Consider the following 13,679-nt stretch of genomic DNA (forward strand, 5'->3'; position numbering starts at 1 on the left):
CGATACTATGATATCCGGCTTGTCATGAACAGGCCCATATTATCGTGAAGAGGAGGTCCAACGTGAGACGAACGCTGCTCATAGGAGTGGGACTCGTCCTGCTCATCACCGTTGCGGTCTTCACCGGCTGTGCGAAGAAGGAGGCGAAGGCCGTGGAGTTCATCCTCAACAACGGCGCGGAACCCGAGTCCCTGGATCCGCATTTGATCTCTGGTGTGCCGGAGCACAGGATCTACATGGCCCTGTTCGAGGGACTGGTCACCTACGATCCCAAGACGTCCCGGGCGGTGCCGGGTCTGGCCGAGAGCTGGGAGTTCAGTCCGGACCGGACATCCATCACCTTCAAGCTCAGGAAGACCACGTGGTCCGACGGTACGCCCATCACGGCCCAGACCGTGAAGGATTCGTGGATCCGGATGCTCGACCCCGAGACCGCCGCTCCCTATGCCTGGTTCCCCGCGATGTTCCTCAAGGGCGCAGCCGAGTACAACAGCGGCGAAGCAGGACCTGAGGCCCTGGGGGTCGAGGTGATCGACGACTACACCCTGAAGGTGGACCTGGTGGGGCCGCTGCCCTATGCCCTGGACGCCTTCGCCCACTACTCGTTCGCCGTGGTGCCCCTCCACGCCATAGAGAAGTACGGCAACGAATGGACCAGGCCCGAGAACTTCGTGGGCAACGGACCGTTCGTGCTCGAGGCCTGGAACCCGCAGGAGAAGATCACCTGCGTACCAAACGAGAAGTACTGGGACCGGGACGCGGTGAGGCTCGACCGTGTGGTCTTCCTGCCGATCGACGACAACAACACCTCGTACAACATGTACCTCAACGGCGAACTCGACTGGCAGACCACGGTACCCACCGACAGGATCAAGGAAGCCCAGTTGCGGCCGGATTATCACGTGAACCCGCAGCTCGCCACCTACTACTACATCTTCAATAACGAGAAAAAGCCTCTCGACGATCCCCGCGTGAGGAAGGCCCTCTCCATGGCCGTGAACCGCAAGGAACTGGTGGAGCGGGTGACCCAGGCGGGCCAGATTCCAGCCTATGGAATCGTGCCGCCCATGGAAGGGTATCCAGGCATCAAGGGACTCGGTGAAGACGTCGAGAGGGCGAAGGCCCTGCTCGCAGAGGCTGGCTATCCCAATGGGGAGGGCTTCCCCGAACTCACGATCCTCTACAACACCTCCGAGGGGCACAAGAAGATCGCCGAGTTCATCCAGCAGCAGTGGAAGGTCAACCTGGGTATCGAGGTGAAGCTCATGAACCAGGAGTGGAAGACCTACCTCGCGACCAGACGGGCCGGGGATTTCGAGATCGCGCGCGCCGGGTGGGTGGGAGACTACCAGGATCCCAACACCTTCCTCGACATGTTCGTGACCGGTGGTGACATGAACGACGCCTTCTACAGCAATCCCGAATACGATGCCCTCATCCACAAGGCCGCCACCATGGAACCGGGACCTGAGCGCTTCGACGTCCTCATGCAGGCCGAGGAGCTCCTCATCACCCAGGATCATGCGATCATGCCTCTCTACTTCTACGTGACGATCAACCTCATCGATACCGACAAGTGGGGCGGGTGGTACCCCAATGTGATGGACATCCATCCGGTGAAGGACATCTATCTCAAGCAGTAGTAGTGTACCCCGGGGCCCGGAGGTATAGCCTCCGGGCCCTTTTCCATGGTATAACGGTTGTACGACAATCCACATGTGGGTATACGTGTCTTCTGGAGTCTCGGCGTAAGGATGGTTGCGGATGGGAAAGTATATCGTTCGACGTTTCCTGGGGCTCATCCCCACCCTTTTCATCATCGTCACCTTGAGTTTCTTCATCATCAGGTTTGCTCCGGGCGGGCCGTTCGACGCGGAGAAGGCCCTTCCCAAGCAGATCCTGGAGAACATCGAGAAGAAGTATCACATGGACGAGCCGATCCTCATGCAGTACCTCAGGTACATGGGCGACCTGGTGCTGAGGGGAGATCTCGGGCCGTCGTTCAAGTACCAGGATCACGACGTGAACTACTACATCTTCACCAGCCTCCCCAACTCCCTCATCCTGGGAGCCGTCTCTCTCCTTATCGCCGTGGTGCTGGGGATGGGTACAGGGGCGGTCTCCGCACTCTATCGCAACACCTGGGTGGACTACACCTCCATGTCCATCGCTATCATAGGGATCTCCGTGCCCCTCTTCGTCACCGGCCCGGTGCTCATGTACTTCCTCGCCATCAAATGGAAGGTCCTGCCCACGTCGGGATGGATCACGGGTAGGGAAGGTCTCAAGACCCTCATCATGCCTGCCCTCACACTGGCTTTTCCCTATTATGCGAACATCGCCCGGCTCTTCCGTGCGAGCGTCCTCGAGGTGCTCCAGAGCGACTACATCCGCACCGCGAGGGCGAAGGGACTCTCCACCCCGGTCATCCTCTTCAGGCACGTGTTCAAGGGCGCTTCCATCCCGGTGGTGAGCTACCTCGGCCCCGCCTTCGCGGGGATCGTCACCGGTTCGGTGGTGGTGGAGACCATATTCCGGATACCGGGCCTCGGACGGTACTTCGTCCAGTCCGCCTTCAACAGGGACTACACCCTCATCCTGGGGACGGTGATCGTCTATTCGGTGATCCTGGTACTCATGAACTTCGTGGTCGATATCATCTACGGACTTCTCGATCCGCGCATCTCATACAGGGAGTAGACGCATGGCACAGGAGCGAGTATCTGCATCGGACAACGCGGCTCAGGCGGAGGAGCACAGGCTTTCGAACATACCGGCAAAGGGTACGAGCCTCACGAAGGACGCCTGGAGGAGGCTCAAGAAACACAGGATGGCAATGGTGGGTCTCGGGATCGTGACCTTCTACGTCCTCATATCGCTGCTCGCCCCCATCCTCCCCATCCACAGGTATGACTTCCAGGTGCCGGTACATCAGAACCTTCCGCCTTCGCTCAAGCCGGCGGGTGAAGTCTGGTACGACACAGAGTACGAGTACCTCCTGAAGAAGGCGGCCGCCGAGGGACGTTCCGAACTCACCGAGGAGGAGAAGGCCCATCTCGAGGAGATCCGTTACCGGATCGAACATGACCGCATCGTGGTGGACGGCAAGGAGATCAACCCGCACACGAGGGTGTACGTACTCGGCACGGACTACCTGGGCCGCGATATGCTCGCCCGAATCATCTACGGGGGCCAGATATCGATCGCCATCGGAGTCATCGGTACGTTGACGAGCGTACTCATCGGGATCCTGGTGGGGGCCATCGCCGGGTATCTCGGGGGGCGGGTGGACTACATCCTCATGAGGATCGTGGACGTGATGTACGGACTCCCCTACATGCTCATCGTGATCATCCTCATGGCGGTCTTCGGCAACAACATGTTCAACCTCTTCTTCGCCCTCGCCCTGGTGAGCTGGCTCACCGTGGCCCGAGTGGTGAGGGGCCAGATCATTTCCCTCAAGAATGCGGAGTTCGTCGAAGCCGCGCGGGCCATGGGGGCACCCACGTCCCGGATCATCTTCCGACACCTCGTCCCGAACACCCTGGGCGTGATCATCGTCTTCTCCAGTCTCAGGATCCCCTCGTTCATCATGATGGAGGCCTTTCTCTCGTTTCTCGGGCTCGGCATCTCGGCTCCCTATGCCTCCTGGGGGTCCCTCATCCGTGACGGTGTGGAAGGGATGACCCTCTACCCCTGGCGCCTGTTCTTCCCCGCGCTCGCCATGACGCTCTTCCTTTTCGCCATGAATTTCCTGGGGGATGGACTGAGGGACGCCTTTGATCCGAAGAGCAAAAACGCGTTGTGAGGAATGTGGATATGAGTGATACGGTACTACAGGTGGAAGATCTGCGCACGTATTTCAGAACCGACGACGGAGTGGTGAAGGCGGTCGACGGGGTCTCGTTCTCGGTGCGCGCAGGCGAGATCGTGGGAATCGTGGGTGAGTCGGGATGCGGCAAGTCGGTGACGAGCCTCTCCGTGATGAGGCTCATCCCCTCTCCTCCGGGGAAGATCGTGGGGGGGAGGATCCTCTTCCAGGGAAAGGATCTCCTCGAGCTTCCGGAGAAGGACATGAGGAGTATCAGAGGGAAGGATATCTCCATGATTTTCCAGGATCCGATGACCTCCCTCAACCCTTTCCTGCGGATCTCCACGCAGATGATCGAGACGATCCGGCTCCACCAGGGGCTCGAGGCGAAGGCGGCCCGTGAGAAGGCCGTGGAGATGCTCTCTCTCGTGGGTATCCCTTCGCCTCACAAACGCATCGACGCCTATCCCCACCAGTTCTCGGGGGGGATGCGCCAGCGCGTGATGATCGCCATGGCCCTCTCGTGCAACCCGAAGATCCTCATCGCGGACGAGCCTACCACGGCGCTCGACGTGACCATACAGGCGCAGATCCTCGACCTCATGAAGGATCTCGCCCACAGGTTCGGCACCTCGGTGATCCTCATCACCCACGACCTGGGGGTGGTGGCCGGTATGTGCAACAGGGTGCATGTCATGTACGCAGGACGCATCGTGGAGGAGGCGCCCGTGGACAGGCTCTTCGTCTCTGCCGCCCACCCGTACACGTCGGCCCTCATCAACTCGGTGCCCCGTCTCGACAAACCCCGGGGGAGGCGTCTCTTCTCGATCCCCGGGCAGCCGCCCAACCTCATCGATCTGCCGGAGTGTTGTCCCTTCTACCCCAGGTGTCCGAAGGCCATGGACGTCTGCAAGAGGGCCTATCCTCCGGAGAAGGTGTTGGAAGACGGCCACACGGTGAAGTGCTGGCTCTATGCCGAAGAAGGGAGTCGATGATGGATCGAAGCGAATCTCTCCTTACGGTCGAAAACCTGAAGGTCCACTTCCCCCTCCAGGAGGGGATCATCGTGAAGAAGACCGTGGGTTACATACGCGCCGTGGACGGCGTCTCCTTCTCGCTCGGTTCCGGTGAAACGCTGGGGCTGGTGGGAGAGTCCGGCTGCGGGAAATCGACCACCATCAGGGCCATCAATCAACTCTACCGGCCCACGGCGGGGAAGGTGATCTTCGAGGGGAAGGACCTCACGTCCCTCTCCCTCAAGAATCTCCTCGCGGTGCGCAAGGACATCCAGATGATCTTCCAGGACCCCTATGCCTCCCTCAATCCCCGGATGGTGGTGAGGGACATCATCGCCGAGCCGCTCGAGATCTATGTGCAGCGGGGTCTCCTCTCGATGTCGAAGAAGGAGATAGACGAGCGCGTGGAGGGCCTCATGGACCGGGTGGGCCTGTCACCGCTCTACAAGAACCGCTATCCGCACGAGTTCTCGGGAGGGCAGCGACAGCGGATCGGGATCGCCCGCGCCCTGGCCCTCAACCCCCGTCTCATCCTCGCCGACGAGCCGGTGAGCGCCCTGGACGTCTCCATCCAGTCGCAGATCCTCAACCTGCTCAAGGACCTCCAGGAGGAGTACGGGCTCTCCTATCTGTTCATCGCCCACGACCTCGCGGTGATCGAGTACGTGAGCCACAGGGTGGCCGTCATGTACCTGGGGAAGATCATGGAGGTGGCCCGGAGCGAGGAGCTCTACAGGAACCCCCTCCACCCCTACACCCAGGCCCTCCTCTCCGCCATACCCATCCCCGATCCGCAGGTGGAGGCGAAGCGGAAGCGCATCATCCTCTCGGGCGACGTGCCCTCGCCCGACGTGGAGCGAAAGGGGTGTTACTTCTACGACAGGTGTCCCCGGAGGATGGATGTGTGTCGCGAGCGGATTCCCCGCCTTGTAGACCGCGAGGAGGGGCACCAGGTGGCGTGTTTCCTCTACGGAGACGAGGCCGAGGAGGAGCCGGCGCCCGGAAGGCCGCAGAGCCTCGCGAGATCGTCCGCCCACTGAAACAGGACGCCGTGGTCGCGTGAGGAGCGGACCTCGAGGATGTGACGCTTCCCCCCGGATCGGGTGAGGACCAGTCGTCCGTAGCGGCGTGGCGGGATACGGTGTCGGTCGGAGAGGGAGGACGGGTAGGGTGAGAGTTCCACCTCTATGGATTCGATCTCCGAGAAGCGGAAGGCGAGACGCTTCCAGAGGAGCGGCCCCCATCCTTGGATGTGGTGTACGGTTCCAGTGTGGCCGTTGAACCGCCACGTCTCCCTGTAACCAAGGGCGAAGAGGAGCAGGAGGCCGAGCGGGGCCGAGATCCAAGAGGGGGGAGGGAAGAGGAGCGCCATGGCTCCCAGCACCACGAGCGCCGCTCCGGCACTCATCCTGAGCCAGAGGGGGACGGAGAGGGTCCGCGTGGAGGCGTCGGGGCGCCTATAGACGAGCGAGACGTCCATCCAATTCCTCCAGGATCCGGGGGAGTTCTCTGAGCGAGCGTATCGTAGGGAAGGGATAGGGGCCTTCCTGTCCATCCCGCAGGAGGAGCACGCCGTAGCCGCCCAGGCCGACGAGGGCCCGTACATTCTCCTCCCTGTCGTCCACGAGGAGAGATGCCGAGGCCGGGATGCCGAGCGAAGAGAGGACGTGGTGGTAGGCGGAGGCGTGGGGCTTTCCCCGGTAGCCGCAGGCCCGGACGTCGAAGATCCGGGTGAAGAGACCGGGGGAGACATCGATGGCGGAGAGGACCCTGAGTGCGTGCTCGAGGGGGGCGTTGGTGAAGATGGAGAAGGGTACCTCGAGGCCGGCGAGCCAGGTTTCGTCGACCTCCGGTCTCCGGATGAAAGGCCGGATGTCCTCCGGGTGGACGTACTCCAGGAAGGCGTCGAGCAAGGGGTCCGGGAGTCCGCATCCTTCGGAGAGCCAGGTGAGGGTGGAGCCATACCGGGGGGCGTAGTATCTACGCATCCTGAGGGCCTGATCCTCCGGGACCTCCAGGAGACGTGCGACGAACTCGGTCATCCGTGCGTCCACCACACTCGAGAGGTGTTCGGAGCCTTCGTAGAGGGTGTCGTCGAGGTCGAGGAGTATGTGCCGTATCATCCCCTTCAATATACTGAAAACCCCCCGCTCCTCCTAGGCCTTTCCGTCAACTGAAAAGGGCTGTCCGTGAGGACAGCCCTCGGTATGCAGGGGAGATGCCGTTCAGATGTCGTAGTAGAGGGCGAACTCCCAGGGATGGGGCCTCGTCTCCACCGCGAGCACCTCGTTCTGCATCTTGTAGGAGATCCATGTCTCGATCACGTCCTCGGTGAACACGTCTCCCTTGAGCAGGAAGTCGTGGTCCTCCTCGAGGGCCTTGAGGGCCTCACGAAGCGAGCCCGGTGTCTGTGGAACCTGGGCGGCCTCTTCGGGCGGCAGGTCGTAGATGTTCTTGTCCAGCGGCTGGCCCGGATCGATCTTGTTCTGGATGCCGTCGATGGCGGCCATGAGGATGGCCGAGAAGGCGAGGTAGGGGTTACAGGAGGGGTCGGGACAGCGGAACTCGATGCGCTTCGCCTTGGGACTGTCGGAGTACATGGGGATGCGGATCGCCGCGCTCCGGTTCCTGCTGGAGTAGGCGAGGTTCACGGGCGCCTCGAACCCCGGCACGAGCCGCTTGTAGCTGTTGGTCGTGGGGTTGGTGAAGGCGAGGATCGCGGGGGCGTGCTTGAGGATACCCCCGATCGCATAGAGGGCGGTCTCGGAGAGTCCGGCATACCCGTTCCCTGCGAAGAGGTTCTTGTCGTCCTTCCAGATGGAGACGTGCACGTGCATCCCCGACCCGTTGTCGCCGAAGAGGGGCTTGGGCATGAAGGTCACGGTCTTGTTGTACTTCCGTGCCGTGTTCTTGATCGCGTACTTGTACTTGAGGAGCTTGTCGGCCATGGTGACGAGCGAGTCGAAGCGCATGTCGATCTCGCACTGCCCTCCGGTGGCCACCTCGTGGTGCTGAGCCTCGATGGGCACCCCGATGCTCTCGAGGATGAGCGTCATCTCGCTCCGGAGGTCCTGGAGCGAATCGGTGGGCGGCACGGGGAAATACCCTTCTTTGTAGCGAGGCTTGTACCCCAGGTTCGGGTTCTCCTCACGGCCCGAGTTCCATCGCCCCTCCATGGAATCGATGTAGTAGTAGCCTGCGTTCACGGTCTGGTCAAACCTGATGTCGTCGAAGACGAAGAACTCGGCCTCGGGGCCGAAGTAGGCCGTGGTGCCGATTCCCGAGGACTTGAGGTAGGCCTCGGCCTTGCGGGCGATGTTGCGGGGGTCCTTGGTGTAGGCCTCGTGGGTCACGGGATCGTGGATGTTGCAGATGAGCACCAGGGTCTTGTGCTGGGTGAACGGATCGAGGAAGGCGCTCTCGAGCACGGGGATCACGAGCATGTCCGACTCGTTGATCGCCTGCCATCCCCGGATGCTCGACCCGTCGAACCCGAGCCCCTCCTCGAAGGTCTTTTCGGAGAGCTCGCGGGCAGGGATGGAGAAGTGCTGCCAGAGGCCCGGGAAATCCATGAAACGGAAGTCCACGATCTCGACCTTCTCCCTCTCCACGAAGGCCATGAGCTCTTTTGGTGTCTTGGCTGGAATCATTCGTATTCCTCCCTACTAAAGTAGTGTCTGTGACAGAAGCGTCCCGACGTGGTTAGCCAGCAATATTCGTACCAACTCGACGGGACTTCTATGTCGTGACCATATCACAGAATGATGCACGATGCGAGAGGAAAGGAATGGAATGATCTCTACGAAAATGTAGGATCATGGCGGATTTTCCTACTTTTTCGTTACTTTGTACTTCCTCACGAATCCGCAGGGATGGTAGCTCATCTTCGCCTGCCTGAGTCCCGGTATACCGAGGTCCTGTTCCCTGTTGATGTACCTGTAGTGCTTAGGAAGGGTGGCCGCGAAGGCGTGGTTGATGAACTGATAGATTCCCTTGTAGCCGGAGAGGGCCTTCTCGAAGTGTACGGCGAACATCCTCCCCCGTGCCACGGGTTCGCCCAGGGTGTAGGCCGCAGGACGGCCGTCCACATAGTAGAGGTACCCTCTGAGGCGCAGGGGGCGGCAGAGGATGAGGGCCTCCCTGGCCGCCTCGTAGTCGCCTTCCTCACCCTTCTCCTCTCGCCATGCCTCGAGCACCGCAAGGGCGTCTTCGATCCTCGCCTTGGTGATGGGAACCTCCTCGTAGGTGTAGTTGTTGATGAAGGCCTTGATCATGTTGCGCTTCTTGTGGTACTTGCGGCCCGAGAGGTCGGCGAGATCCTCCCTCCGGTAGAGGTAGTCGAAGTTGTCCCTGTCCTCCTCCACCACGTATCCCTTCTCCTCGAGACGGGGCCGGAACTCCCGACAATGGGACTCCGAGAGGTTCTTGAGGAAGTCGTGGGTCCGGAAGAGGTCTTCGAGCACGTCCCATTCCGGAAGCCCGCAGGGGAGCATGAAGAAGCGTTTCCCCTCCTTGTGCCCCGAGATGGCGAAGGTTCCTCCGGGGAGCATGGTGATGCGGTAGGAATAGGTGTGACGGAAGAGGTAGAGGTCGGCGAAGGTGAACTCCGAGATCCCCTCGGGGATCATCACGAGCCGGGGATGGAGGAGGGGCCGCATGGAGAGATCGAGGGGACCCCAGTCGGGATACGAGGGGACTTCCTTCTGCACGTCGCTGGTGAGGGAACCGGTATATTCAGCCATGTCTATACAATATGAAAAACGCGCCTTCCCGTAAAGGGAATACTTTACTCGATGGATCGCCCTGCGGTATGGTGACCTCATGAACGGGACCGGGTTTCACAAGGATATCGAGATAGACTCCCAGCGGTTGCTCGAACGCTTCCTCACGTATGTGAGGGTGGGGACCTCGTCCGACAGGAAGAGTGCTTCCTCGCCGAGCACCCCCTCCCAGTGGGACCTCCTTCGGCTCCTCGAGAGGGAGTGTGAGGGGTTGGGTCTGGAGGTCTCGTTGAGCGATCGGGGATGTCTCTACGCCGAGCTTCCCCCCACACCGGGGTGTGAGGACAGCACGCCCCTCTGTTTCCTCACCCATGTGGACACCTCTGAGGATGCCCCGGGAGAGGGAGTGACTCCTGTCGTGCATCGTGGGTACCGGGGGGGCGATCTCCGGCTCCCTCACGGTCGTATCACCCTCGAGGAGGCGCCCGAGCTCGCCCGTTATGCAGGGGCGCCGATCGTCACCTCGGACGGGACGACCCTCCTCGGTGCGGACGACAAGGCGGGGATCGCCGAGGTGATGAGCGCCGTGGAGACCCTGGTGCGCCATCCTGAGGTGGCGCACGGTCCGGTCATGCTCGTCTTCACCTCCGACGAGGAGGTGGGGAGGGGTACCGAGGGGCTCGACTTCGATCGGATCGCAGGGAGGGTCTGCTACACCGTGGACGGGGGAGAGGAGGGTTCGTTGGAGACCGAGTGCTTCCATGCCTGGAAGGTGGTGGCGGAATGCACGGGGCGCCCGGTGCATCCGGGCACCGCACGGGGAAAGCTCGTCAATGCGGTGAGCATGGCGTCCCTCCTCGTCTCCCTCCTCCCGCGTAACGAAAGCCCCGAGGCGACCGACGGTGAGTACGGTTTCTACTATCCGTTGGGGATCGAGGGTGAGGTGCACCGGGCCAGGGTGGAGATCCTCCTCAGGGACTTCAAGAGCGGGGAGATGGAGCGGAGGAAGGAGACGCTACGGGCCCTCGCCCGTGCGGTGGAGGCGTCCTTTCCGGGTGGCGGGGTGTCCCTCTCCTTCGAGGAACAGTACCGGAACATGGGCGAGGTGGAAGGAGGGGATCCCCGCATCGTGGACCATGCCCGGAGGGCGGTGGAGGAGGTGTGCGGTGAGGTGAAGGTGCGCAGGATCAGGGGGGGGACCGACGGGGCGAGGATCGCCGAACGGCTCGGGCAGCCGGTACCCAACCTCTTCACCGGGGCGATGCTCATGCATTCCACCCATGAGTGGGTGGCGCTTCCGGTCATGGAACGTGCGGCGGCGGTGGTCCTGAGACTCATTTCCCTTTGGACAGATTCCGAAAATAGTGGTACACTATAGTATAGAGGGAACATGAAAGGGCGGGCCCGCGGATACAGTGCCTTTCTCGTGGCAGGACTCCTCCTCGTCGTCGGAGCGGAGGGAGGGTGTTCGTACGGCTTCCTCCAGGAGAGCAAGGTGGAGATCTCGGGGGTCAGCGACGGGGAAGTGATCTCTCGTCCGGGGGTGTCCGTACTGGTGGTGGTGGAATCCGCCGAGGAGGAGACTTCCCCGCCGAAGCCGGAGAGGGAAATCTCCATCGAACTCCTCCGGATCGACGGAGACCTTCTCCTCTCTTCGACGCAGATCCTTCCCGAGAACGATGAACATCAGTGGGCATTGGATGTCGAGTTTCCTGACGATATGGAAGAAGGGTGGTACCGCCTCAGGGTCGTCTACCTCGAGAACGGAGTGAGAGGGGAGGAGATCGAACGGTGGATCTTCTATGCCTCCTCGCCCGAGGACTACGGGATCCTGAGGATAGAGGCCCACCCCTCCCTCGCACGACCGAAGGCCGAGGTGCTCGTGGAAGGCAGGGTCCGGCTTCCCGAGAATGCCGAGGCGTGGATACGGTGGAAGGCCGGGGAGAAGGTGGTCCAGGAAGGGTGGTATTCCGAAGGGGCTCAAGTCCTCAGATGGCAGGTTCCCGAACAAGAGGGAGCCTATACGCTCACCATGGAGCTCTTCCCTCTCTGGAGCGAAAAGGCGTATCCCGAGTTCTCCTCTTCGTTCCGCTCCAGTGGTTCCATCGTGGTGGGAGAGGTGGAGGCCCTTCCCGGGGAACTGGGGCCCAATGCCGACTATCTCTTCCTCTATCACTTCAGGGGTGATTTCGTGAACGACGGCTCCGCGGGAGACGAGCCGGATGAGACCGCTCTCCAGGTGGAAGGGAAGCCCCTCCTCTCGTACGAGGATGGGACCCTCGGCTATCTCATAGAGGGGGATTCCCGGGTGGTCTTCCCGATTCCCTCCTCCCTCCACTCGTCCTCGTGGAAGTTCGAGATGAGGGGGCTCGTGAAGGCTGCTCCCGAGGGAGACGATCGCGCGCCTTTCGTCCTGGTGGAGGGGAGTGGGGCGCGTCTCGAGGTATGGGGCGGCGAGGGGACGCTGGTCCTGCGACTGAGGGACCCATCCGGGACGAATGACCTCGCGAGGCTCACGATGGCGGGCTCGTCCCTCGTCCTCGGCTTCACCTATTCCACGGGGGACTACGTGGTGAGCCTGGAGGGGTCGGAAGAGGTGAAGGCTCGTGTCCCGGGGTTCCGGCCGCGCCGGGTGGTACTCCAGGATGGGGGGACCCGGTTCCTCGTCGACGAGCTGGGGCTCCGCATGGAAAACAGTTCTCACAGTTCTGCGGAAACTCCCTGATATTGTGCCGAGGGTGTACTATACTTTCTGCCAAGGAGGGATCGCTCCATGATCGACCGAAGGCCGAAGTTCTCTCTATGTGTCGCACTCCTCCTCGCGGGGATCGTCTCTCTCTCCGCCCAGGAACTTTCCACCAGGCAGGAGGTGGCGGTCTTCAAGGTGTACAACGCCGCGGGCAACGTGCCCGAGGAGGTGATCGCCTCCCTCTCCGAGATGGTGCGGGCCACGGTGGTGAAGATGGGAAGGTTCGATGTGATAGGCTATTCCCAGAGCATCTCGTCCGGGGACCTCGATTCGTTCATCGCCCGGCTCAAGGAGTACAAGGAGGCCGCGGCCGAGATACCGGAGGAGGTGCTCATGGGCCACGAGGCCTTCACCGAGGCGGATTTCAGGCGGCTCGTGGGATCCTTCATGGTGATCGTACCTCAGCTCTCGCTTTTCGAGCTTGAGAGGACGCGGGCCGGTTACAAGAGCTATCTCCGGCTCGATGTCACGGTGTACAACGTGGCGGATGACAGCGTGGAGTCACAGTTCTCCATCGAGGCGGATGGGGCGTCGAAGACCAGGACCGAGGCCCTCACCGAGGCCCTCGACATGGTCCCCACGTTTCTCGAGTACGAGCTCAGGAAGGCCTTCGTGGTGCGTACTACGGTGCTCGAGGTGGAGGGAGGGGAGATCTACCTCGAATTCGGAAGGAACATGGGCCTTCAGGTGGGGGACGAGTTCGTGCTCCTCCTGGCCGACATCTCTCCCCTGGGGAGGGAACGGGTGCGTGAGTCGGGGCTCCTCCTCGTCAAGGAGGTGCAGGAGGACTACAGCGTGGCCATCCCCCTCTATGCCGCACGACGGCCCACGGTGGGGGATCAGCTCCAAGAGGTCCCCCGGGTGGGGGTGGAGGTGCTCCCGTACCTCAACTATGTGGTATCCCCCCAGTCCGCGGAACGCGACGAGAACGTTGCCTCCTTCGGCGTCAGGGCCACGGTCTCGCGAGGATTTTTCGACTTCAGGCCCACGGTGGGATTCGAGTTCCCCTTCAGGATGTGGGCCCTCGTGGCGATGATCTTCGATTACATCCCGATCCAGACGTACGTGGGTGCGGAGATCACCAACTGGTACCTCGGCCGTCTCCAGATCGCCCCCACCCTGGTGGTGGGAGCCGGAGGGCTCTTCCCTCTCGAGGAGGAGCGTGACGAGGGGTTCCTCGTGATCACCCATTTCGGCGGGAAGGCCTTTCTCTCGCTCAGCTACCTCGTCTCGAGGGACGTGAAGCTCACCGTCGAGCCGGGTTTCTCGTTGTGGTTCGGTCTCGCCGACGAGGCGCTGGGCGATCTCATCGATGTGGCACGTACGTACTACGGGCCGTCGTTCTCGCTCGCGGTGACGTTCAAACAGTGAGGAATCTTTGC

General features: G+C 61.7%; 12 protein-coding genes. 8 read left to right on the forward strand and 4 right to left on the reverse strand.

Features of this window, described 5'->3' with window-relative positions:
• Positions 1 to 62: 62 nt before the first annotated feature.
• From SPITH_RS01310 to SPITH_RS01330, 5 genes are all read left to right on the forward strand, one after another.
• Positions 63 to 1,643, forward strand: a complete 1,581-nt coding sequence (locus SPITH_RS01310; protein ID WP_014623946.1) for a peptide ABC transporter substrate-binding protein — start codon at positions 63 to 65, stop codon at positions 1,641 to 1,643.
• Between the two features lie 121 nt (positions 1,644 to 1,764).
• Positions 1,765 to 2,700, forward strand: coding sequence for an ABC transporter permease (locus SPITH_RS01315; RefSeq protein WP_014623947.1), 936 nt, complete (start codon positions 1,765 to 1,767; stop codon positions 2,698 to 2,700).
• Between the two features lie 4 nt (positions 2,701 to 2,704).
• The gene (locus tag SPITH_RS01320; protein WP_014623948.1) at positions 2,705 to 3,808 is read left to right on the forward strand and encodes an ABC transporter permease; all 1,104 of its coding nucleotides are present in this window, start codon (positions 2,705 to 2,707) and stop codon (positions 3,806 to 3,808) included.
• Between the two features lie 11 nt (positions 3,809 to 3,819).
• Positions 3,820 to 4,806: an ABC transporter ATP-binding protein gene (locus SPITH_RS01325; RefSeq protein WP_014623949.1), complete on the forward strand. Its 987-nt coding sequence runs from the start codon at positions 3,820 to 3,822 to the stop codon at positions 4,804 to 4,806.
• Positions 4,803 to 5,867 carry an ABC transporter ATP-binding protein gene (locus SPITH_RS01330; RefSeq protein ID WP_014623950.1) on the forward strand — a complete coding sequence of 355 codons (1,065 nt, stop codon included), beginning with the start codon at positions 4,803 to 4,805 and terminating at the stop codon, positions 5,865 to 5,867. Before SPITH_RS01325 ends, SPITH_RS01330 begins: the two co-directional genes overlap by 4 nt.
• Here the strand turns inward: SPITH_RS01330 and SPITH_RS01335 are convergent.
• The 4 genes from SPITH_RS01335 to SPITH_RS01350 form a co-directional block, all read right to left on the reverse strand.
• Positions 5,795 to 6,307 (reverse strand): hypothetical protein, encoded by a 513-nt coding sequence (locus SPITH_RS01335; RefSeq protein ID WP_014623951.1) that lies wholly within the window; start codon positions 6,305 to 6,307, stop codon positions 5,795 to 5,797. The genes SPITH_RS01330 and SPITH_RS01335 overlap by 73 nt on opposite strands.
• Positions 6,285 to 6,950: an HAD-IA family hydrolase gene (locus SPITH_RS01340; protein WP_014623952.1), complete on the reverse strand. Its 666-nt coding sequence runs from the start codon at positions 6,948 to 6,950 to the stop codon at positions 6,285 to 6,287. The genes SPITH_RS01335 and SPITH_RS01340 overlap by 23 nt, the downstream gene beginning before the upstream one ends.
• Before the next feature lie 102 nt (positions 6,951 to 7,052).
• A complete protein-coding gene (gene glnA / locus SPITH_RS01345; RefSeq protein WP_014623953.1) occupies positions 7,053 to 8,477 on the reverse strand; it encodes a type I glutamate--ammonia ligase in 1,425 nt (474 codons plus the stop codon).
• A 180-nt stretch (positions 8,478 to 8,657) separates the two neighbouring features.
• Positions 8,658 to 9,569: a DUF2156 domain-containing protein gene (locus SPITH_RS01350; protein ID WP_014623954.1), complete on the reverse strand. Its 912-nt coding sequence runs from the start codon at positions 9,567 to 9,569 to the stop codon at positions 8,658 to 8,660.
• Between the two features lie 79 nt (positions 9,570 to 9,648).
• On the opposite strand from SPITH_RS01350, the gene pepT reads away from it, so the two are divergent.
• From pepT to SPITH_RS01365, 3 genes are read left to right on the forward strand one after another with little or no spacing between them, the layout of a single operon-like run.
• On the forward strand, positions 9,649 to 10,926 hold the full coding sequence (gene pepT / locus SPITH_RS01355) for a peptidase T (protein WP_014623955.1): 1,278 nt from the start codon (positions 9,649 to 9,651) through the stop codon (positions 10,924 to 10,926).
• A 12-nt stretch (positions 10,927 to 10,938) separates the two neighbouring features.
• The gene (locus tag SPITH_RS01360) at positions 10,939 to 12,273 is read left to right on the forward strand and encodes a hypothetical protein (protein WP_014623956.1); all 1,335 of its coding nucleotides are present in this window, start codon (positions 10,939 to 10,941) and stop codon (positions 12,271 to 12,273) included.
• A gap of 48 nt (positions 12,274 to 12,321) precedes the next feature.
• A complete protein-coding gene (locus tag SPITH_RS01365; protein ID WP_014623957.1) occupies positions 12,322 to 13,668 on the forward strand; it encodes a hypothetical protein in 1,347 nt (448 codons plus the stop codon).
• Positions 13,669 to 13,679: the final 11 nt, after the last annotated feature.

The organism is Spirochaeta thermophila DSM 6578 (assembly GCF_000184345.1).
Taxonomy (GTDB): Bacteria; Spirochaetota; Spirochaetia; order Winmispirales; family Winmispiraceae; genus Winmispira; species Winmispira thermophila.